The 19,856-nt window shown below is 70.9% G+C and carries 20 protein-coding genes, 1 pseudogene and 1 riboswitch; of the genes and pseudogenes, 11 read left to right on the top strand and 10 right to left on the bottom strand.

The features are described 5' to 3' along the window. The 7 genes and pseudogenes from ABT295_RS09420 to ABT295_RS09390 all read left to right on the top strand — a co-directional run. Window positions 1–813 (top strand): annotated as a pseudogene (locus ABT295_RS09420) (hypothetical protein); the annotation flags it as partial. Window positions 814–868: 55 nt separating this feature from the next. Next, window positions 869–1,780, top strand: coding sequence for an NADH-quinone oxidoreductase subunit H (locus tag ABT295_RS09415; RefSeq protein ID WP_352394096.1), 912 nt, complete (start codon window positions 869–871; stop codon window positions 1,778–1,780). A gap of 2 nt (window positions 1,781–1,782) precedes the next feature. Further along, entirely contained in the window at window positions 1,783–2,343 is a 561-nt protein-coding gene (locus tag ABT295_RS09410; protein ID WP_352394095.1) for an NADH-quinone oxidoreductase subunit J, read from the top strand. After that, the gene (locus ABT295_RS09405; protein WP_352394094.1) at window positions 2,340–2,642 is read left to right on the top strand and encodes an NADH-quinone oxidoreductase subunit NuoK; all 303 of its coding nucleotides are present in this window, start codon (window positions 2,340–2,342) and stop codon (window positions 2,640–2,642) included. Before ABT295_RS09410 ends, ABT295_RS09405 begins: the two co-directional genes overlap by 4 nt. A gap of 238 nt (window positions 2,643–2,880) precedes the next feature. Beyond that, window positions 2,881–4,668: a proton-conducting transporter transmembrane domain-containing protein gene (locus tag ABT295_RS09400; RefSeq protein ID WP_352394093.1), complete on the top strand. Its 1,788-nt coding sequence runs from the start codon at window positions 2,881–2,883 to the stop codon at window positions 4,666–4,668. Next, the gene (locus ABT295_RS09395) at window positions 4,665–6,155 is read left to right on the top strand and encodes a complex I subunit 4 family protein (protein WP_352394092.1); all 1,491 of its coding nucleotides are present in this window, start codon (window positions 4,665–4,667) and stop codon (window positions 6,153–6,155) included. Before ABT295_RS09400 ends, ABT295_RS09395 begins: the two co-directional genes overlap by 4 nt. Before the next feature lie 7 nt (window positions 6,156–6,162). Next, window positions 6,163–7,566: an NADH-quinone oxidoreductase subunit N gene (locus tag ABT295_RS09390; RefSeq protein WP_352394091.1), complete on the top strand. Its 1,404-nt coding sequence runs from the start codon at window positions 6,163–6,165 to the stop codon at window positions 7,564–7,566. A 331-nt stretch (window positions 7,567–7,897) separates the two neighbouring features. On the opposite strand, the gene ABT295_RS09385 is transcribed toward ABT295_RS09390, so the two are convergent. From ABT295_RS09385 to ABT295_RS09340, 10 genes are all read right to left on the bottom strand, one after another. Beyond that, on the bottom strand, window positions 7,898–8,737 hold the full coding sequence (locus ABT295_RS09385) for a CHAP domain-containing protein (protein WP_352394090.1): 840 nt from the start codon (window positions 8,735–8,737) through the stop codon (window positions 7,898–7,900). 21 nt (window positions 8,738–8,758) lie between these two features. Continuing rightward, window positions 8,759–8,868, bottom strand: a riboswitch (cyclic di-AMP (ydaO/yuaA leader). A gap of 275 nt (window positions 8,869–9,143) precedes the next feature. Further along, window positions 9,144–9,890, bottom strand: coding sequence for a cytochrome c biogenesis CcdA family protein (locus tag ABT295_RS09380; protein ID WP_352394089.1), 747 nt, complete (start codon window positions 9,888–9,890; stop codon window positions 9,144–9,146). Beyond that, entirely contained in the window at window positions 9,887–10,507 is a 621-nt protein-coding gene (locus ABT295_RS09375; RefSeq protein WP_352394088.1) for a TlpA family protein disulfide reductase, read from the bottom strand. The genes ABT295_RS09380 and ABT295_RS09375 overlap by 4 nt, the downstream gene beginning before the upstream one ends. Beyond that, window positions 10,504–11,436 carry a prolipoprotein diacylglyceryl transferase family protein gene (locus ABT295_RS09370; protein ID WP_352394087.1) on the bottom strand — a complete coding sequence of 311 codons (933 nt, stop codon included), beginning with the start codon at window positions 11,434–11,436 and terminating at the stop codon, window positions 10,504–10,506. The genes ABT295_RS09375 and ABT295_RS09370 overlap by 4 nt, the downstream gene beginning before the upstream one ends. 127 nt (window positions 11,437–11,563) lie before the next feature. Continuing rightward, window positions 11,564–12,130: a DUF305 domain-containing protein gene (locus tag ABT295_RS09365; protein ID WP_352394086.1), complete on the bottom strand. Its 567-nt coding sequence runs from the start codon at window positions 12,128–12,130 to the stop codon at window positions 11,564–11,566. Window positions 12,131–12,553: 423 nt separating this feature from the next. Further along, complete coding sequence (locus ABT295_RS09360) at window positions 12,554–12,958, bottom strand: hypothetical protein (RefSeq protein WP_352394085.1); 405 nt, start codon at window positions 12,956–12,958, stop codon at window positions 12,554–12,556. Beyond that, window positions 12,955–13,197, bottom strand: a complete 243-nt coding sequence (locus ABT295_RS09355) for a hypothetical protein (protein WP_352394084.1) — start codon at window positions 13,195–13,197, stop codon at window positions 12,955–12,957. The genes ABT295_RS09360 and ABT295_RS09355 overlap by 4 nt, the downstream gene beginning before the upstream one ends. Window positions 13,198–13,278: 81 nt before the next feature. Next, window positions 13,279–14,127 carry a F510_1955 family glycosylhydrolase gene (locus ABT295_RS09350; protein WP_352394083.1) on the bottom strand — a complete coding sequence of 283 codons (849 nt, stop codon included), beginning with the start codon at window positions 14,125–14,127 and terminating at the stop codon, window positions 13,279–13,281. Window positions 14,128–14,168: 41 nt separating this feature from the next. Continuing rightward, window positions 14,169–15,761, bottom strand: coding sequence for a multicopper oxidase family protein (locus ABT295_RS09345; RefSeq protein ID WP_352394082.1), 1,593 nt, complete (start codon window positions 15,759–15,761; stop codon window positions 14,169–14,171). Further along, window positions 15,758–16,120 carry an SHOCT domain-containing protein gene (locus tag ABT295_RS09340; RefSeq protein WP_352394081.1) on the bottom strand — a complete coding sequence of 121 codons (363 nt, stop codon included), beginning with the start codon at window positions 16,118–16,120 and terminating at the stop codon, window positions 15,758–15,760. The genes ABT295_RS09345 and ABT295_RS09340 overlap by 4 nt, the downstream gene beginning before the upstream one ends. A 196-nt stretch (window positions 16,121–16,316) precedes the next feature. On the opposite strand from ABT295_RS09340, the gene ABT295_RS09335 reads away from it, so the two are divergent. The 4 genes from ABT295_RS09335 to ccsB all read left to right on the top strand — a co-directional run bounded on the left by ABT295_RS09335 (window position 16,317) and on the right by ccsB (window position 19,394). After that, window positions 16,317–17,054: a response regulator gene (locus tag ABT295_RS09335; RefSeq protein ID WP_352394080.1), complete on the top strand. Its 738-nt coding sequence runs from the start codon at window positions 16,317–16,319 to the stop codon at window positions 17,052–17,054. A gap of 86 nt (window positions 17,055–17,140) precedes the next feature. After that, complete coding sequence (locus ABT295_RS09330) at window positions 17,141–18,331, top strand: sensor histidine kinase (RefSeq protein WP_352394079.1); 1,191 nt, start codon at window positions 17,141–17,143, stop codon at window positions 18,329–18,331. Further along, complete coding sequence (locus ABT295_RS09325) at window positions 18,328–18,588, top strand: hypothetical protein (protein WP_352394078.1); 261 nt, start codon at window positions 18,328–18,330, stop codon at window positions 18,586–18,588. Before ABT295_RS09330 ends, ABT295_RS09325 begins: the two co-directional genes overlap by 4 nt. 65 nt (window positions 18,589–18,653) lie before the next feature. Further along, on the top strand, window positions 18,654–19,394 hold the full coding sequence (ccsB, locus tag ABT295_RS09320) for a c-type cytochrome biogenesis protein CcsB (RefSeq protein ID WP_352394077.1): 741 nt from the start codon (window positions 18,654–18,656) through the stop codon (window positions 19,392–19,394). The last annotated feature ends 462 nt before the right edge of the window (window positions 19,395–19,856 follow it).

Below are 19,856 nucleotides of genomic sequence, written 5' to 3'. Positions count from 1 at the left end.
TTGGACCACGAGGGCATGGACCACGAGGGCATGGACCACGAGGGCATGGACCACGAGGGCATGGACCACGAGGGCATGGACCACGAGGGCATGGACCACGAGGGCATGGACATGGACATGTCCCCAGACGGCATCCCACTCGCCGAGGGCGCCGAGGACCGGGACGGTCTCGAGATGGATGAGCTGCACCTGAAGCTGGGGCCGGTCCTGCGCCATTGGCCGGCCGGCCTGGAGATGACGTGGACGCTGCACGGCGACCTGGTAGCCGAGGCTGAGGCACGCTGGTTACTCACTGCGGCAACAGGTTTCGCGGCGCAGGACTGTGCACCTGCCGGCTTGCTGGCCGACGCGGTGCTTGATCTCCTCCAGCTCGCAGGCTGCATGGAGGAGGCACACCGCGCGATGCGCGTCCGGGACCGGGCCCTGGGGATCTTCTGGCAGGGCAGCGATGTCGGGCTGGCCAAGGAGGCGGACGCACTTGTCGGTCGCATCCGACGTTTGCACACGCTGCGCTGGTCGCTACGGGGTTTGGGGCGTGCCGCACCGGGGTGGTTGGACGAGCGCCACCTCCCGTCATGGTGGGCCGGTGACGCCTATGACCGTCTCCTGGCGCTGCTCGCGGCCCTGCATGAGAGCGCGGCCACGACGGCTGTCGCCGCCGAGAGACCCGACGTGCCGCTCCGGCGCACCGACGCAGACCACGCGATCCGGCTGTGCACGGGCGTCGATGTCGCGGCGGCGCGACTCGTCATCGCGAGCCTGGCACTGCACCTCGGGTCGCTCGACGACATGAGGGTAGGCGCGCATGCCTGAGGCAGCTGCTGTCATCACGCTCCGGGTGGGAAGCGCCCCGGCCTCGTCCAGTGAGATGGCGACGGCCGCCGCGCTGGCGTTCGGTTCGTTGGTGGTGCTGACGGTTGGAGCCGCGGTGTTGTCCAGCGTCCTGCAGGCGCGGTCGCTGGGCGCCGCTACCTCGGGCCTGTCGGGCCCGATCTCCGACGTCGCTCGGCTGCTCCGCCAGCGCCGGCGCGCGCCGGTCTCGGCGGACCGGCTGCTGTGGACCGTCGGGACGTGGGGCCTGGTCGTCGCGGCGGTGCTGATGGTCGCCGTGGTGCCGTGGGGCGACGCGGTGACTCTGCCGACCGAGGTGGGGATCGTGTGGTTCAACATGGTGGACGTCGCGGTGTGGGCCCTGGTGTGGCTCGCCGGCTGGGGTGCCAACTCGGCGTACGGCATCATCGGCGGGCATCGCTTCCTGGCCCAGGCCCTGGGCTACGAGCTGCCGCTGATGTTCGCTCTTGTCGCGCCGGCCATCGCCGCCCGCAGCCTCGACCCGCTCGTGGTCGCCGGAGCGCAGCACGGGCTTTGGTATGCCGTGTGGATGCCGCTGGCCTTCCTCGTCTTCCTCGTGGGGGTGCTGGGTTTCTCTGTGTCGGGTCCCTTCGCGGCGGCTCTCGGTTCCGATGTCGCGGGCGGAGTCGTCGCGGAGGTGTCGGGACTGGACCGGTTGCTCCTGCTCGCTGGGCGCCACGCGCTGCTTGCCGCGGGTGCCGCCTTCGCCGTGCCCCTGTTCCTCGGCGGCGGCTCAGGGCCGCTCCTGCCGGGGTGGGCCTGGAGCCTGCTCAAGTCGGCGGCGGTGCTGGCCGTGCTCGTCTGGGCCCGGCGCCGCCTACCGGTCCTGCGGCCCGACCTGTTCATGGAGCTCGGCTGGGTCGTGCTGCTGCCGGTCGCGCTCGTGCAGGACCTCGTGGTCGCGGTCGTCGTGGTCTGGAGGGGGTGACGGTGGTTCTCGACGTGCTCTTCGTCGTCCTCGGCGTCGTCGCGGTGCTCGCTGGGGCGGCCGTGTTCCGGGTCGACTCGATGGCCCGGGCGACCTACGCCTTGGCCGGCTCCTTCGTGGCCGTGGGCCTTCAGGTGCTGCTGCTCTCGCAGAGCTACGTCGGTCTCATCGTGGTCCTCATGATGGTCATGGAGATGGCCGTGATGGCTGTCTACATGGTCATGTTCATGGGGATGAACCCCGCGCTGATGCCGATGAGCATGGTGCACGGCAAGCGGACTGCGGTCGGGGTCTCGGTGGGGGTCTTCGTGGTGCTCGTCGCCGGCATCCTGCTCGCGGACTGGCCCGCCCGGCGAGGCGCGCCGCCGGCCGACCTGACGGCCGCACTCGGCCGGACGTTGATGGAGTCCAAGATGCTCGTCATGGCCGTGGTCAGCCCGGTCATGGTCGCCACGATCGTCGCCGGCGTGTCCCTGGCGCACGCCCGGACCCGCTACGACCGTCTGGGGGACGACCTCGAGGGCCCGGCGCAGGACCCGCAGCCCGGGGGAGTAGGCCGATGACGCTGCAGATCGCCCTTGTGTTCGCGGCGGCCCTGTTCAGCGTGGGCCTCTACGGCGCCCTCTCACAGCAGGTCGTCGTGATGGTGATGATGGGCCTCGAGCTCATGGTCAACGCCGTCATCCTGGCCGCCGCAGCCCTCTGGTGGTTCCTCGCGCCGAACCCGTCGGGCCAGGTGCTGCTGCTGGTGGTGCTGGCCGCGATGACCGTCGAGATGGCCATGGGCTTCGCCGTCGCCACGCTCCTGCACCGGGAGCGCGGCTCCGACATGACCGACTCCGCCACGGACCTCACGCAGTGACCACGGACGAAGGGGTGACGACGTGAGCGACGCGACGTGGATGCTGTGGGCCCTGGTCGGGCTGCCCGCGGTGGTCGGTGGCGTTCTCGCTGCGGTCGCCGGCGGCCGGCGCCCTGGCGCGCCCCCAGAGGCCGGGCCTGCGGGCCGGGCAGCACCGGCACCGGCAGATGACCGGAGCCCCGCCTCCACGCGAACCGTCGATCGGGCCGCAGGCCCCCTCGCCGTCGCGGTGGCCGGCGTGGTGGTCGTGCTGGCCCTCCTGGGCGCCGCGTCGCGCCCCGCGGTGTCCGCGCCGTTCCTGGGCGGCGTCGCCGGGGGCGAGCTGGGCCTAGCGGTGGACGGCCTGGCGGCCGTCATGGTGCCCACCACCGCGGTCGTGACGCTCCTCGTCCTCGTCTTCTCGCTCGGCACCGCGGACGGAGAGCTCACGGGTGACGTGGGCGCCGGCCGGGCGCGCTTCCACGGGCTGATGCTGCTCTTCGCGGCGGCCGCTCTGGTCACGTCGACCGCGACGACCCTGCCGACCCTGCTGCTTGCCTGGGAGGTGATGGGTGCGATGTCCTGGGCCCTCATCGGCTTCCGGTGGAGCGAGGAGCGCCGCGTCTCGGCCGGGCTGACGGCGTTCCTCACGACGCGCACGGCCGACCTGGGCCTCTACCTGGCAGCCGGCGCGGCGGTGGCCGGTGGCGGGGCCCTGTCCCTCGACAGGCTCGGCACGGTGAGTCCCGGCTGGCGCGACGTCGTGGCGGCGGGCATCGTCGTCGCGGCGCTCGGCAAGGCCGCCCAGCTGCCCTTCTCGTTCTGGCTCTCGCGCGCCATGGAGGGACCCAGCCCGGTCAGCGCGCTGCTGCACTCGGCGACGATGGTGGCCCTCGGCGGCTTCCTGCTGCTGCGCGCCCAGCCGCTGCTCACGGCCACCGGATGGGCCGGCCCCCTGGTGGCCTGGCTCGGGGCGGTCAGCGCGGTGGCCCTCGGCGTGGTCGCCCTCGCCCAGCGCGATCTCAAGCAGCTGCTGGCAGCCTCGACCGCCGCCCAGCTCGCCTTCGTCGTGCTCGCCGCCGGCACCGGCTCCCTCGTCGGCGGCAGCGCGCAGCTTGTGGCCCATGCGGCCACCAAGGCGCTGCTCTTTCTCGCCGCCGGGGTGTGGCTGGCGCTGTTGGGCACCCGTCGCCTGGACCAGCTCGCCGGTGTGGCCCGACGGTGGCGGGTGGTCGGATGGAGCGCGACCCTCGGGTCGCTGTCCCTGGCGGGGATCGCACCCCTGTCGCTGTGGGCGACCAAGGACGCGGTGCTCGCGTCACTGCTCGACCCGGCCGGTCCGCGCGTGCCGGCCGCAGGTCTGCTCTACGCGGTGTCCCTGGCGGCCGCCGCCTTGTCAGCGGCGTACTCCGGCAAGATCATGGCCACGCTGTGGTCGACCCGCCTGCCCGGTGCCGACCCCCTGAAACCCGAGGACGACGAGCGGCCCGGCGCGGCGCGCACGGTACCGCTGGTCGTCCTCGCCACCGGCTCGGTGGTCCTCGGTGCACTCGTCCTTCCACCTGCCGTGTCGTGGTTCGCGGGGACCGTCGGCGCCACCGTGCCCGTCGTGGAGTGGCCCTCGCTCATCGGTGCCGCGGTGCTGTCGATCGCGGTCATGGGCGGGACCGTGTGCGCTGTCCGCGCGGGCCGGCTCCCGGAGCCCGGCTGGCCGCGTCGTTGGCTGGCGCTGGAGGAGGCCGCGCAGCATCTCGCGGTCCGGCCCGCGTTCGCCCTTGCCCGGGCTCTCGACGCAGTGGACCGCAGAGCCGTTCAGCCCGTGCCCGCGTCCGTGGCGGCTGCCGGCCGGCGGGTGGCGCAGGCTCTGGCCGGTGTGGACGTCCGCGTCCTAGCCGCGGGGGTGACGCGTGCAGCGCATGGGGTCCGCTCGCTCGCCGAGCGCGCCAGGCGGCCCCAGACCGGGCAGCTGCACCACTACTACGTCCAGGCCGTCGTCGTCGCCACGGCTGCCATCGCCCTGCTCGTCACGTCCGCTCTCGTGAGGTGAGTGTGCTCAGTCTCATCGTCTTCCTGCCCCTGCTGTCAGCTCTCGTGCTGGCTTCGGTCCCGGTGCCACGGCGCGGCGTCGCCTGGGCCTGGGTCGCCGTCGGCGTGGTCGACCTGCTCCTGGTGGCTCTGGCGTGGGCCCGCTACCGGACCCCGGCGGCCGGGCGGCTCGCCTTGGACGAGCGCCTCGACTGGATGCCGCGCATCGGCAGCAGCTACCACGTCGGTGTCGACGGGCTGTCACTTCCCCTCGTCGGCATGACCGCCCTGGTCTTCCTCGCCTGCGCCGTCTACAGCCTGCGCGACGTCGAGCGACCGAGGTCGCGCGCGGCCCTGATGCTGTTCCTGCAGTCGGTGAGCCTCGGGCTGTTCGTGTCGGCCGACCTCATCCTCTTCTTCGTCTTCTTCGACCTGTCGATCGTCGGGATGTACTTCCTCATCGCCGGGTGGGGGAGCGGGACGGCGGCCCGCTCGGCCCTGCTGTTCTTCCTCTACACCTTCCTCGGGTCGCTGGCGCTGCTGCTCGGCTTCATCGGCCTGTACGTCGCCTCGGACCCGCACACCTTCGACATCCCGACGCTCGTGGCCGCGATGCCGCTGCACTCGTCGGGACCCGTCGCCGGACTCGTGCTCGGGGCGATCCTGCTGGGGCTTTTCGTCAAGACGCCGACCGTGCCCTTCCACACCTGGCTGCCTCCGGCCCACACCGACGCACCCGCCATCGGCTCGGCCGTCCTCGCCGGCGTCCTGCTCAAGATGGGCACCTACGGCTTCGTCCGCATCGCCATGCCGATGCTGCCCCAGAGCTGGCAGGCCTGGTCGTGGGTGATCATCGCCTTCGGCGTCGTCTCGGTGCTGCACGGCGCCTTCGTAGCCCTGGCCCAGACCCACCTCAAACGGATGATCGCCTACACCTCCGTCAACCACATGGGCTACATCGTGCTCGCCGTGGGAGTCGCCGGCCTGACGGCGGCCGGCACCTCCTCTCGTCAGCTCGCCGTCACCGGCGCCGTCACCCAGATGGTCAGCCACGGCGTCATCACCGGCGCCCTGTTCCTCGTCGTCGGGATCCTGCACCGCCGCGGTCGCGACTACGAGCTGGACGGCTTCGGTGGCCTTGCCGGACCGGCGCCACGGCTCGCGGCGGTCTTCGCCGTCGGTGCCTTCGCCTCGCTCGGCCTTCCCGCCCTGTCCGGCTTCATCGCGGAGTTCCAGATCTTCACCGGCAGCATCGGGGCCGCCCCGGTGACCGCCGTCTCGCTCATCGGGATCCTCGTGACCGCCGGACTGTTCCTGCGCGCCTACCAGCGGGTGTTCACCGGAGGCCTGCGTGGACAGTCCGCCGGCTTCGAGGACCTCAGGACACCGGAGGTGCTCGCGATCGGTGTCCTGCTGCTGGCCTCGCTGGTCATCGGCGTCTTCCCCCGAGTCGTGCTCGACGTCATCGAGCCGGCGTCGTCGGTCCTCGTCGGACTGGTGTCCCGGTGAGGTCGCCATGGAGATGAGCATGCGCCCGCTGGTGCTCGCCCCGGAGATGGCGCTCTTCGCAGGAGCGCTCGTGGTCCTGCTGTCCGGCTCGTTCCTGCGGCGCTCCCGGCTGTCGGCGACTCGATCCGTCGCAGCCCTCGCCCTGGCAGCCTCGGCCGCCCTGACGGTGCTGGGCATGACGCGCGGCACCCAGACGGCCTTCGACGACACGTTCGTGGCCGACCACGCCACGGCCGTCGTGCGGGTCGTCGTCGCGGTCGTCGTGTCGCTCATGCTGCTGGTGGCAGCGGACGACGTGGGCGGCTCGCCCCGGGAGGCGGAGACGTACGCCCTGCTGCTCCTCGCCTCCACCGGGGTCCTCGTGATGAGCGGCGCCCGTGACCTGCAGGTGCTTCTCGTCGGGTTCCTGCTGGCCAGCATCCCGGCATACGGCCTCGTCGGGCTGGAACGCACCCGTGCGGCGGCGGAGGCGGCGATGAAGACCTACCTGCTGGGCGCGTTGGCCGGCATCTCGCTCATGCTCGGCACGGCGCTGCTCTACGGGGTGTCCGGCGAGACGAGCTACGTGTCGCTCACCCGCGAGCTGGCAGCGTCGCCGTCCGGAGTGCTCTCGGCCGGTGCCGTCCTCGTCGTGTGCGCCCTGCTCTTCGAGGCGGGCGCGGTGCCGGCGCACTTCTGGGTGCCCGATGCCGCGCAGGCGGCCGGTGTCACCGCTGCGACCTTCCTCACCACCGTCCCGAAGCTCGGCGCCGTCCTGGCACTCTCGCGCTTCGTCGGGGTCCTACCCGCCACCGTGGCCTGGCCCCTGCTCGTCGGCGTGCTCGCCACGCTCACCATGACGCTCGGCAACCTCGCCGCCTACGGTCAGACCGACGTGCGCCGGCTGCTCGGCTGGTCGACGGTCAGCCAGGCCGGCTACCTGCTGGTCCCCGTGGCCGTCGTCGGGCGCAGCCCGCTGGCCGAGCCGTCGCTGCTCTTCTACCTCGGGGCGTATGCCGTCACGAACGTGGGCGCCTTCGCCGTCGCCGCGGCGCTGCCCGAGCATCGCGGCCTCACCGACTACCGCGGCCTGGCCCGTCAGCGCCCGTGGCTGGCCGGGTCACTGGTCGTGTGCCTGCTGGGCCTGGTCGGGACTCCGCCCACCGCCGTCTTCATCGGCAAGCTGACGACGGCGACGGCCGCCTGGGAAGGGGGGCTGCCGTGGCTGACGGGCGCCGTCGTGCTCAACTCCCTGCTGAGCCTTTTCTACTACCTGCGCTGGATCGTCCCGGTGTTTGGCCTCGGCTCCTCAGCGGGTCAGCCTTTCGTGGCACGGACGGCATACGGCCGTGGTGCCCGTGGGGCGGCCGTGACGGTGGGGCTGCTGAGCCTGTTGCTCGGCGTCGGCGCCGGCTGGCTCTGGCCGGCGTAGGAGCCGACGCCGCCCCGCACGCGCATCCTGGTCCCGTCGCCAGTCACGGACCGGCAGCGACGCCGCCGCGCGCGGCTCGACGTGCCTGTCCGTTGGAATGGGCTCCTTCGTGCTGACCGCACGTGGTCGTGGACGACTCGTGCTTCCATGATCACGAAAGTCACCAGCCAGCAGGAGGTCGTGGAGCTCTTCGGCGCTGCCGAATCGCTCGTTGAGGTTCAGGAGGCTTTGGGAGTCGCCCCGCATGGTTGAAGGTCTGTGGGTCCTTGAGGCCGTTCCCAGCGCCCTGCTTGTGCGTGTTATGCAGGGCGCTGGGAACGGGTTCGGTGGCCTACGGTGCGTAGATGTACTTCATGCCGCTGATGTCGGTCAGGGTTCGGGTGTTGTAGTTGAACGGACCTGCCAGGGCGTTCATCTCGATGATGGTCACCTGGTCGCCGTTGACGGCGGTGACCCAGCCGAGGTGGCCGGCACTCGATGACCCGTAGACACCCGGTTGCAGGACAAGGATGGACCGGGTTCGGGGGGTCCCGCTGACGGTGTAGCCGGCACCGGCCGCGCGCTCGGCCCAGACGAGGGCGTTGCCGGTCCACCCGCCGGGGTAGTAGCCCTCGGACTGGTACCACTTGTTGAGCACGCCCCAGGTGCACTGACCGGCTGATCCCCAGTTGTACGCAGAGCGGCCGCCGACGGCCGCGGAGGGTGCGGAGGGTGCGGTGGCGACGGTGGCGCTCGGGGTGCTGCTCAGGCTGCGCCGTTCCCGGTCGCGGGAGGCGCGTTGCTGGGCCTCACGTTCGAGTTCTGCCGTGTCCCGTGCCGCTTGGCGTTCCTTCTCGAGATGGACGTCGGTGATGACCTTTGCGGGGGGTACCTGCTTGACAGGCTTGGTCGGGGTGAAGCCGATCGAGGTGAGGGCGGGCCGGGCCGGCACTACGACCGTGGTGGGTCGCTCCGCGGATTTGGGCCCGGTGGCCGCGGGTGCGCTGGCCGTCACGTTGCTCTCGGCCGCTGCGGGTGGCGCCAGTGTGCTGACGAGCCCGCCGGTGGCGGCGAGGATCGCGGCTCCCTTCATGGCGGGCTGCGCGGACTCGCGAGCGAGCACTGCGAGCTCGGCGATCGGATTGGGCTTGCCGGGCGGTCGGTGCCGCCCGGGGCGTCGGGTGGTGTTCATGGGTGGCCTCTCTTGCGCCTGCGGGGTTAGCTGTCGGGTTCGGGCCGGAGGTAGTGGCCCGGCCGGCGCGTGAGCGTCGGCTTCACCCCGAGGACCTCGCGTCTGCGGGTCCGTTGTTGGTGGTTTCCCCGTTCCTGCCGTGTTGGGGGTGTGGACTCGTTGGGGTGGCAGGATTCGGCGCCCCGGCGAGTGCCCTGTTGGGCGTGGGGTTGGGTCACAGGGAACGAGGTTCGTCGCCTGCTGGATGGTGTCCGACGGGGCGTGGGGCATTTGGCCATGGGCTCCTGTCGGGTGGATCAGGTCGTTTGGTCGGTCTCGGTTAGGTGGAGGGTGTGGTCGGTCGGGCCTTCTTTCTGTTCGATGTAGGCGGGGATGCGGCAGGTCCCGGTTCGGGCGTCTAGGTCTTTCAGATGACGGTGCGGAAGTTGTTGATCAGGCGTGACTGGAGCCAGGTGATGACGGGCTCCCAGAGTCCGGCGAGCATGAGGGCGCCGACGGTGAGCAGGATGATGCCGCCGGTGAGCCGGATGGGTTGTCGGTGTTGCCGCAGCCAGTTGCTGGCGCGGCTGGCTCGTTCGTATCCGGCGGCCATGGCCAGGAAGGGAAGGCCGAGGCCGAGGCAGTAGGCGATGGCGAGGGCGATCCCGCGGCTGACGGTGCCGTCCTGCGCGGACAGGGGTGCCGCCATGGCGAGGATGGCGGCGAGGGTCGGGCCTTGGCAGGGTCCCCACCCGATGCCGAAAGCGACGCCGAGCAGCGGGGCACCGCCCAGCCCGGTGGGTGGGCGCCATCGGGGCGTCAGGGACCAGGAGCGGCCAACCCCGAGGGAGAGCAGCGCGGTGATGATGACGACGGCTCCGCTGATGCGCAGGAGCGCGGACTGGTGTTCCTGCAGGGTCAGGGACGCGGCGGCGACGATCCCTGCGCCGATGATGAAGACGGTGCTGAACCCAAGCACGAACAGCAACGTCCCCAGGACCATCCGCCCGCGGTGCCGATCAGCGAGCGGCTGCTCGGACAGCCCGGTCACGTATCCGAGGAAGCCGGGAACCAGGGGTAGGACGCAGGGGGAGGCGAACGAGACGACCCCGGCAAGGACGGCGACGCCGAGCGCGACGAGGACGGGGGCGGCGGTCAGGTCGGCGGGGTTCACGCGGCGCGCACATCCTCGACGAGACCTTCGAGCGTTGAGGCGGTCAGGGGGCCCAGGACGCGGGCCGCGATGCGGTGCTGCCGGTCCAGGATCAGGGTCGTCGGGGTGGCGGGGGCCTTGCCGTTGAGGGAGAGCATCCGCTCACCGCCGTCGTAGGCGAGGGACAGGTAGGGGACGCGGTTGGCGCGGATGAACGCCAGTGCGGACTCCGGGCTTTCCTTGGTGTCCAGCCCGATGAAGCTCACGTCCTTGAAGCGGCTGGTCAGGTTGCGGTACGCCTTGTCAAGCTCGGGGGTCTCGGTGATGCAGGGCGGGCACCACGAGCCCCACACGTTGAGGACGACGACCTGGCCGGGGTGGTCTTGCAGGGACCAGATGCGGCTGTCGACGGTGGGGCCTGCGACCGTGAGTGGGGTGCCGCGGTTCGCGGGGTCGATCCGTTCGACGCTGCCGTCTCCGGAGACGTATCCCTTGCGGTCTCCGGAGCGCGCCTGAGCGGCGACGGAGTTGCTGCCGGACGTGGTGCCGCACGCGGCGGCCGTGAGGACCAGGACCACGGTCGAGACCGCCCACGCCCAGCGCGCGCGGTGACGCGCGCGCTGGGCCCGACCGCTCACGAGGCGTCTCCCGGCCGGGACGAGTCGGTGCCGGACCGGGCCTGGATCACAGCGGTGGGCGTGGCCACGCGTGAGTCGTGGGGCGCGCCGCTGGTCAGGGTCTCCAGGGACTCCGTCCCGGGCGGGCGGCGACGTCGAGCGAGGGAGGTGATGATCGCGACGGCCGAGGCCGTCACCACGATGGTGGCGATGAGCTGGGTGCCGGTGAGTCCGGCGAACGGCCGCTCGTCGATCCCGCGGGCGGCGTCCAGAGCCAGCCGCTGCCCGGCGTAGAGCAGCGCGAAGATGCTGATCGCGACTCCGGGCATCCGTTGGATCCGCTTGCCGAGCAGGACCAGGACGATCGCGATGACGGTGGCGGCGATCAGGTCGTACGCGGGCGTGAGGTGGTAGGCGCAGCCCGCGTAGAAGGATCCCAGGTCGGTGCAGCTCTCGCCGAGTCCCGGTGCTCGTGCGGGGCTGGGCGTGAACCCGGGTGCCAGGACCGATCCGGGCTGGATGGTGTAGCCGATGCCCCACGCGCCGGTCAGGGGCCGCCCGAGGTGATCCCCGAGCATCAGGTCCCCGACACGGCCGAGCGCGACCCCTGCCGCCAGCGGGGCCGCTGCCGCGTCGAGGACCGGCAGGACCGCCACCCCGCGGCGGCGCAACACGATGAGCGCGGCCAGCACCCCGCCGAGGAGCCCCCCAAAGAGGGCCATGCCGCCGCGCCCCACCTCGAGCATCTGCCAGATCGACCCGAACTGGCCGGGGTGGGAGATGACGTAGTCGATCCGGGCACCGACCAGCCCGGCCGGGATGCCCCACCCGACGGCGGCCTCGGCCGCGTTGGCATCGAGGCCTCGGGCCCGCAGCGCGCGGCGCAGCAGGAACCATGCCGCCACTATGCCGACCGCGGACAGCAGCCCGTGCGGGGAGATGCCCAGCACGGTAGGAACTGTCGGATAGCTCCATTGAACGGCCGGCGCCCCAATGGCGTTCATGAAGACGCTCACCGTGGCCTCACCACGTCACGTCCGCGCCGGTCTTGCTGCCAAGTCACGAGCCGCAACCGAGTCAAAGCAGGGTCTTCATCGTCGCGATCTCCTCGGTCTGGGCCTTGACGACGGCCTCCGCGAGAGTCTTGACCTGCGGGTTCTGTGTCGTGCCGAGGACCTGCTTAGCCATGGTGATAGCGCCCTGGTGGTGCGCGGTCATCATCGTCACCCACTGCTTGTCGAACGCCGCCCCGTCGGCGGCCTTGAGGGCGTCCATGTCGGCCTGGGTCATCATGCCCTGCCCGCCCTGTCCAGACATACCGCTCATCCCGCTCATTCCGGTGGTGGGCTCCGGTGCGCCCCAGGACTGCAGCCAGCCGCGCATCGTCTGGATCTCCGGGTCCTGGCCGGCCTTGATCTGGGTCGCGAGCTCGCGCACCTGCGCGGAGGACCCCGGTTTGGCCAGGGCGATGTCGGCCATCTCGACGGCCTGCTGGTGGTGCGGGATCATCATCTGGGCGAACATCACGTCACCGGCCCGACCGACGTCGGCTGCGGCCGAGCCGGTTGGCGCACCGCCCGACGGCGTGCCGCTCATGCCGGTCATGCCCGTCATGCCGGTCATGCCGGACGAGCCCTGGTCCATGCCAGGCATCGACCCTCCCGAGCAAGAGGTGAGGACACCAGCCAGCACGAGCGCTCCGGTGGCGGGAACGAACCTACGGATTAACGGGCGCATGCAAACAACTCCTCCTCAAGGACCACCGCGAGGGTGGGCCTGCCTGACAGGCGTCTTAACCTGTACTCGGATGCCTCCCGCGCTGGGGTGCCTCAGTGGCAGACAACGGATGACCAGCGTCGCCGAGGCGCACCGACGAACGGTCAGGGTTCCATGAAGGTTTGATGAAGAAGACCGGCGATGAGCCGCCTCGTCCGTATGCCGTCGGCGTCGTCACGAGACGTGACCGAGTCGAGACCGCCCGGGCGACGGTGAGTAGCCACTAGACCCAGAAACCGCACACGGGGTGGGCTGGGTATGCCGTGACCGGGACCATCCGTTACATGGTTCCTAGCGTTTGGGTGGGTGCCAGCGCCGGATCACGCCTCGTCGCCTGACCCGCCGGGCGGTTTCGGTGGACTCCGCCCCTCCATGCCCGATGAGGGCGCGGCGGCCGCCGTGGTCGAGATGCCATCCCCAGAGCAGCGGCAGCTGGGCGATGCGGGTGCGCTGGGCCTGTATCACGGCCAAGAACAGCAGGACGCTGGCGAGGACCACGGCTGCGAGGTCCGCGCCGTCGTGCGCGAGGTGCGGGCGTATCGCGGGGACGAGCGGCGCGCCGACCGCGAGCCAGCCGGCGCGGCGCTGGGCTGTCCGGGCGAGCCGGAATGCCAGGCTCGCGGTCAGCGCGGCTGCGGCCGTGAGCAGCAGCGCGAGAGGGAGCAGAGTGTGTGCGGGGATAGCTGCGGTGCTCACTTCTTGCGCTTGGGTTCGGTCTGCCCGGCCAGCCACACGCCGGCGATGAAGATGAGCCCGGCGATGGGGTATCCGGCCGCGAGATCGGTCCAGCCGGAGGGGCTGCCGGCCAAGTGCATCACGAGGTGGACGGCGGCGATGATGCCGCCGACCACCATGAGCACCTGACCGAGGCGGACACGGCGCCGGTACCGGCTGTACGCCGCGAACGGGTCGGCGGCTGATGAGCTAGGTGACAACGAGTTCTCCTTGGGATCTCTTCGCGGCAGGCGACTGATGCCCAGCGTTGGGGGCAGCGCCGGTTTCGGGGTCTGCGGGTGCTAGACCAGGATCTGGGTCTGGGCCCCCAGGTCGTTGGTGCGCAACACTTGCGTGCCGACGACGAGGAGGATCTCGATCTGGTCGGCGCCGGGCAGGGTCGCGGTGACGGCGGAGACCTCCCCGACGCTGCGCGGGCCTGTGGTCCAGGTGGCGCCGGCGTCGCGGCTGACCATCAGGACGCCGGTGGTGCTGGCGCCCACGATGGTCCGGGGGCCGGCCCAGGTCACCGTGAGCATCAGCTGGGGTGTGGTCACGGTCCGCCAGGTCAGCCCACGGTCGTCGGATGCCAGGAGGCCTCGTTCGGTCGTGGCCAGGACGGTCCCGTCAGGTCCGGCGGCCAGGTCCCTAGGCGGGGCGGGGATTCGCCGGTCCTGCCAGGTGACCCGGTCCGGGCTGAACCGCAGGGCATCGTCGAAGGCCATCACCCCGGGCCCGAGCGCGGTCAGGGCGTGGAAGTCGGACTGTCCGCCGCGCGATCGCAGGCTCCACGTGCGGCCTCGGTCGGCGGACTGGATCAGGCCGACGGGTTGCGGCAGATCGCTCTGCGGGGCGGGGTGGCCAGATGCCACGTATGTGCCGTCGGTGGCGATGGCGAAGCCCATCAGGTCGATGGGTGGGCTGACAGCGACGAGCTGTCCGTGCCCAGCCAGCCGGAACAGCCCCTGGTGGGTGGCGACTAGGATCGTGTCACGCTCGCGGATGGCGCGGTGGATGTGGGTGATTAGCGTGTCGTCGCTCGCTTCGCCGCTCGGCCCGGTCGCGGCGATGCCGCCGGCGGCATCCGGTGCCGCCGGCCCGAGCGGAGGGCTGGCGCAGGCGCCCAGGGCTGCCAGGGCGGCCAGCGGCATGCTGCTGAGGAGCAGTCGCCTTGAGACACTCGCCGTGCGGGTCACTGCTGGTACCGCAGCTCGAGCATCATCCCCGCCTCGGCGTGGTAGCTGTTGTGACAGTGGGTCATCCACGATCCGACGTTGTCCGCATCGATGTCGATCGGCAGTGACTGCATCGGGCGCAGCAGCACGGTGTCCTTGCGCAGCCCGGAGTCCGCGAGGGCGAACGTGTGCCCGTGCACGTGGTACGGGTGGGCCATCATGGTCCGGTTCACCAGGTTCAGCCGGACCCGCTGCCCCTCCCGGACGAGCACCGGGTCGTTGCGGCCGTACGGGGCCCCGTTGATGCCCCACGCGTACGGGCTCATCTGACCGGTCAGGGCCACCGGCGCGGCCACGTCCGCCGCCCGCGTGGCCAGCCGGGCGGACTCGGCCGGCTGCAGCTGCGAGCCGATCAGCGCCGGCCCGGTCAGTTCCGCCGGGCGTGCTGTCGGTACGGGCGCAGCCCCGGTCGACGAGGTCCGCAGCACAGCCATGGCCTGTCCGGACTTGCCGAACGGGACCGCCACGAAGGGAAACACGCCGTCCTTGACGGTGACCACCGCGTCGTAGCGTTCGCCCATCCCGAGGTGCAGTGCCCGAGTGCGGGCGGGCCTCACGGCGTACCCGTCGCTGTGCGTGATGGTCATCTCGTGACCACCGAGGGCGACCGTGAAGATCGTGTCCGCGCCGGCGTTGATGATCCGCAGCCGGACCCGCTGACCCGGGCGCGCCCGCAACTGCGTCGGCGCGGTCGCCACCCGGCCGTTGATCAGGTAGTACGGGTAGGCGACGTCGCCGGCGTCCCCGAACGGTTCAGGCCCCATCTGCATGCCGCTCTGGGAGCCCGACGGGCCGCTGGTCGTGGCGCCGCCCATCGAACCCATCGAACCCATCGAGCCGTGGTCCATTCCGCTCATCTCAGTTGTCCCGGTCATGCCCGGCATGTCCGAGCCTGACATTCCGGTCATGCCCGTCATGCTCTTCCCGGATTTGAGGTCGCTGAGCACCTGATCGGGGGTCCGGCCAGCCCCATCGATCCAGTCGTCCAGGACGATCACCCACTCAGCGTCGTACCCGCCCGGTTCCGTGGGGTCATCGATGATCAGGGGGGCGTACAGACCCCGGTCGAGCTGGACGCCCACGTGCGGGTGGTAGAAGTACGTTCCCGGGTCCGGTGCGGTGAACGCGTACGTGTACCGTGCGCCCTGCTGGATCGGGTCCTGCGTCAGGCCGGGGACACCGTCGGCGGCATTGGCCAGCCGGATCCCATGCCAATGCACCGTGGTCGCCGCGGGGAGCCGGTTGTTCACGCGCACCCGGATCAGGTCGCCGGCATTGGCGCGGATCAGCGGCCCGGGGATCGAGTCGTCGTAGGCCCAGGTCGATACGACCGGCCCGCCTAGGTCCACCGTGGCCGGTCGGGGGGTGAGGACCTTCTCGACGATCCTCTGCCCGCGGGTGGGTGTGACGGCCGGACCGGCCCCGAAGGTCCGCGGCGGCGTAGAGGCCCCCGGTGCTGCTTGGGTGCCGGTGCTGCAGGCCGCCAAAACCGCAGCGGAGCCCGCACCACCGAGGCCGAGGAGCAGGGTGCGTCGGGAAACGGTGCTCATGATGATCGGTGTCGGTCCTTCGTCGGGTCGGGAGCTGCTAGCGGTGACTGCGGGCCTGCCGCGGTCGCGGAGGAAGTCGCGGAGGAAATGGAGGAAGCCGGCTGGTCTGGGTACGTGGCTAGGCCGGTCAGGGCGCGCCGACGCTGCTCGTACTCCTCGAGGGTGATCTCACCGCGAGCCAGCCGGTCGCCCAGTAGATGCAGCGCACTCGGGACGACGCCTCGACCAGCAGCTCCCGGCCCGGGAAGCCGGTCGCTGAGGATGGCACGCACGAGCATGGCGATCAGGAACCAGAAACCGAAGGTGCCTGCGGCCATGAGCAGCCACATCCCGGCGCCCATCCCGGAGGTCCACATCATGGCGATCCTCCCCACTCGTCCTTCGTGTGCATCGTCGGCCCCGTCGGATTACCGGGCGCGGTCGCCTCTTCTCAGGACAAGGTTCGATCCGGGTCGTTGGTGTTCGACGCAGGTTTCATGAAGATCCAACGAAGGTTCCCGCCAGAGCCCCTACCGCGTGTACCGGGCTCGGGCCTGGGAGTGGACACTGTCGTGCATGAGCAGTCCGGCCCCCGAGTTCCCTCCCGCGCGCGTGCTGGTCGTCGACGATGAGCGCTCGCTCGCCACGCTCGTCGGCACCTATTTGACGCAGGCGGGTTTCGCTCCGTCACTGGTCCACTCGGGCCCTGAGGCCGTGGCGGCAGCACGCGAGCAGGCTCCGGACGTCGTGGTCCTCGACCTGGGGCTGCCCGGACTGGACGGGGTCGAGGTGTGCCGGCAGGTCCGCACCTTCAGCGACTGCTACATACTGATGCTGACCGCCCGCACCCACGAGACGGACAAGCTGATCGGTCTGTCCGTCGGCGCCGACGACTACATCACCAAGCCGTTCAGTCCCCGCGAGCTGGTGGCGCGCGTGCAGGCGGTGCTGCGCCGGCCGCGTCCCGCGCGGCCAGGCACGGCATCCACTTCGGCATTTACGGACAAGGACACCGTGAGCGTGGTCGGCGCGCTGCGGATCGACCACGAGAGTCGCGAGGTGACCCTCGACGGGGCACCGGTGGCCCTCACGCGCACCGAGTTCGACATCCTCGCCGTCCTGAGCGAGCGACCCAACCTGGCCTGGTCGCGGCGTCAGCTGATCGACGAGGTGTGGGATGCGGCCTGGGTCGGCGACGAGCACATCGTGGACGTGCACATCGCCCACCTGCGTCGCAAGTTCGGCGACGACTCGACCGACCCCCGCTTCATCACCACAGTGCGCGGTGTCGGGTACCGGATGGGCCGCGGATGATGTCCTCTCCATGCCGTGGGCTCGGCGCGTCGAGATGGGTCGGGCTCCGGCGATCCTGGGGAACCCAAGGGCTGGCCACCAAGCTCATGGTGGCCCTGCTCGCGGTGCTCGTCGCGAGCATCGTCACCGCCGCGGTGGTCGCGTTGCTCGTCGGGCCGCCGATCTTCCACGAGCACCTGATCCAGGCGGGACACGCCGCGGACTCGCCCGAGCTCGCCCACATCGAGGAGGCGTATCGCGACAGCAGCCTCACCTCGCTCGGCATCGCCTTGGTCGTCGCCCTCGGATGCGCCTCCGTCGTTGCCTGGTACCTCAGCCGCCGGCTGCAGGCCCCCCTCGGGGCGTTGACCCGCGCGGCCCGGGAGGTCTCCCGGGGCCATTACGACCGCCGCGTCGCCGTCACCGGCGCGAGTCGCGAGCTCGACACGCTGGCCGAGGCGTTCAACACGATGGCCGAGCGCCTGGAACAGGTCGAGGACACCCGCCGCCAGCTGCTGTCGGACCTCGCGCACGAGATGCGCACCCCGGTGGCTACGGTCCGCGCCTACAGCGAGGGCCTGCAGGACGGTGTGGTGGACTGGGACGAGAACGTCGCGACGGTCCTGCTCGACCAGAGTGACCGGCTGGGGCGGCTGGCCGAGGACCTCGATGACGTGTCCCGCGCCGAGGAAGGACGCATCCCTTTGGACCTGCGGCCCTGCCGGGTCGGCGACCTCGTCTGGGCCGGCGCCGACGCGGCCCGAGCCGCGTACCAGCTCAAAGGAGTCAACCTGGTGGTTGACGTGGAGCGTGCGTCCGGTGTGAGCGTGGACGTCGACCCGCAACGGTTCGGGCAGATCACGGCCAACCTGCTCGGCAACGCCCTGCGGCACACCCCCGCCGGGGGCACCGTGTCGGTTACCGCCTTCCGGGACGAGGCGGAGGCCGCGATTCGCGTCACGGACAACGGCGACGGCATCTCGCCCGAGCAGCTGCCGCACGTTTTCGAGCGGTTCTACCGCGGCGACACCGCCCGCGACCGCGCACAGGGCGGGTCCGGGATCGGCCTGACCATCAGCAAGGCCCTCGCCGACGCGCTCGGCGGCTCCCTCACCGCGACCAGTCCCGGCCCGGGGGAGGGCGCCACCTTCACGGTGACCCTGCCCACCGCCTCCGACGGACCGGGCACCCGCCACGTCACCCCGGCCGCCGCGTCGCAGGATGCCCCCACCCCTGAGGCGCCGCCCGGCCCGCGCCATCGCACCCCGACGCCGCCCAGACCGCAGGAGATGTTATGACCCCCGAGACCCTCGCCGCCAACGCGAACCTCACCCTGTACTCGTCCATGATCGTCTACACGCTCGCCATGCTCGCCTTCACCTGGCACCTGGCCGCCCGGACGACGACATTGGCAGCCAACGCAACCCAACCCGGGCACGTGATCGCCCCCGCACGAGAAACCGCCCTGGCCACTGCGGGGAAACCTGCCGCGAGCCCCCCCGTCGAGACGAGCGGGTGCCCGACGCCGGCACCTCGGCTGTCCCAGAGCCAATAGCCCACCCCCATGGGTCAGCCGAGACCCAGAGCCCCGCCAGCCGTCAACGCGGCAGCATCGCGCTGATGCTGACCTACCTCGCCACGCTGCTGCTGATCAGCTCGGTGTTGCTGTGCGGGATAGCCGTGATGCGCCCGCCGTGGGGCAACATGTTCGAGTTCGCGACCGCCGCGGCCGCTGCGGTGGGCGCCGTCTACAGCGCCCTCGCCAAACGCAACAACTGGCAGTGGCTCGGGCTGTTCATCGTGGCGCCCATCCTGCTCGTGCTGGGCCTGTCCGTCACCGTGCTCTACACCGAGGCCGGTGAGCTCATGCCGGCCCTGAAGTCCTACTGGCTGGGCATCCACGTGTCCATCGCGTTCCTGGCCGTCGCGTTCTTCACCATCGGCTTCGCGCTCGGCACGCTCTCCCTCCTGCAACAGCACCGCGCCGAGCGGCAGCGCACCGGCACCCCTCCCGCCCGCGCCCGGGTCCTCGACACCTTCCCGGACGCCACCGCCCTTGAACGCGGCGCCTACTCGGTGAACATGGTCGCGTTCATCCTGTGGACCTTCACCCTGATCGCCGGCGCGATCTGGGCCAAAGAGGCCTGGGGCGCGTACTGGCAGTGGGATCCCAAGGAGGCCTGGACGTTCATCATCTGGACTGTCTACGCCGCCTACATGCACGGCCGCGCCACCGCCGGCGTCAACCACCGCAAGACCACCTACATCGCCCTGGCCGGCTACGCCGCCGTGATCATCAACTTCACCCTCGTGAACCTGATGGCAACGTTCGCCGGAATGCACAACTACTCAGGGATGTGACCGGCGAGATGCCGAGTGGCCTACTTCTGAAGCGTCTCTGCGACCTGTTTACGCGGCTCTCCACACTCGCCCGCCACCCTGTGCCCAAGTCCGCGGGTCGCCGCAAGGGCGCCGCCGGATCTCGGTGGGCTCCGACGACGGTGGCCTTGGCCGCGTCCGTCGTTGCGGTGCTCACGGGTCCCGCGGCCTCAGCGACTGCACTAACCTGGATCCCGGTCGGCGGAACCGCGCCGAAAGCGAGGGCTCACTCGGATCCGCTGTCGGCCGCCGAGGTTCGATACCGCAGCGTCTTGGCCGGCAGTAGGTCGTCGAGTCAGCCGCCCCCGACGGTTTCAGCGGCGGGCGCGGCGATCGTCCCTGACACATCGAGGGGTGCCCCACGGACCTTAACGCCTACTACCAGCCGACTTCCCGCTTCGACCGTCCCATCCGCGGCCCCCGTGGAGGCCACGGACACCGCCA

Origin of the sequence: Terrabacter sp. NPDC000476, assembly GCF_040300125.1 — a bacterium.
Classification (GTDB): Bacteria; Actinomycetota; Actinomycetes; order Actinomycetales; family Dermatophilaceae; genus Terrabacter.
The sequence above is the reverse complement of the archived record's forward strand: the minus strand, read 5'-3'. Positions and strand labels throughout refer to the sequence as shown.

What these genes read in the sequence shown, in the direction of transcription:
- ABT295_RS09415 (WP_352394096.1), top strand. Translation starts at nt 869, where the DNA reads ATGGCGACGGCCGCCGCGCTGGCGTTCGGTTCGTTGGTGGTGCTGACG.
- ABT295_RS09405 (WP_352394094.1), top strand. Translation starts at nt 2,340, where the DNA reads ATGACGCTGCAGATCGCCCTTGTGTTCGCGGCGGCCCTGTTCAGCGTG.
- ABT295_RS09390 (WP_352394091.1), top strand. Translation starts at nt 6,163, where the DNA reads ATGGAGATGAGCATGCGCCCGCTGGTGCTCGCCCCGGAGATGGCGCTC.
- ABT295_RS09385 (WP_352394090.1), bottom strand. Translation starts at nt 8,737, where the DNA reads ATGAACACCACCCGACGCCCCGGGCGGCACCGACCGCCCGGCAAGCCC.
- ABT295_RS09365 (WP_352394086.1), bottom strand. Translation starts at nt 12,130, where the DNA reads ATGGACCAGGGCTCGTCCGGCATGACCGGCATGACGGGCATGACCGGC.
- ABT295_RS09350 (WP_352394083.1), bottom strand. Translation starts at nt 14,127, where the DNA reads ATGCCGCTGGCCGCCCTGGCAGCCCTGGGCGCCTGCGCCAGCCCTCCG.
- ABT295_RS09345 (WP_352394082.1), bottom strand. Translation starts at nt 15,761, where the DNA reads ATGAGCACCGTTTCCCGACGCACCCTGCTCCTCGGCCTCGGTGGTGCG.
- ABT295_RS09340 (WP_352394081.1), bottom strand. Translation starts at nt 16,120, where the DNA reads ATGATGTGGACCTCCGGGATGGGCGCCGGGATGTGGCTGCTCATGGCC.
- ABT295_RS09335 (WP_352394080.1), top strand. Translation starts at nt 16,317, where the DNA reads ATGAGCAGTCCGGCCCCCGAGTTCCCTCCCGCGCGCGTGCTGGTCGTC.
- ABT295_RS09330 (WP_352394079.1), top strand. Translation starts at nt 17,141, where the DNA reads ATGGTGGCCCTGCTCGCGGTGCTCGTCGCGAGCATCGTCACCGCCGCG.
- ABT295_RS09325 (WP_352394078.1), top strand. Translation starts at nt 18,328, where the DNA reads ATGACCCCCGAGACCCTCGCCGCCAACGCGAACCTCACCCTGTACTCG.
- ccsB (WP_352394077.1), top strand. Translation starts at nt 18,654, where the DNA reads ATGCTGACCTACCTCGCCACGCTGCTGCTGATCAGCTCGGTGTTGCTG.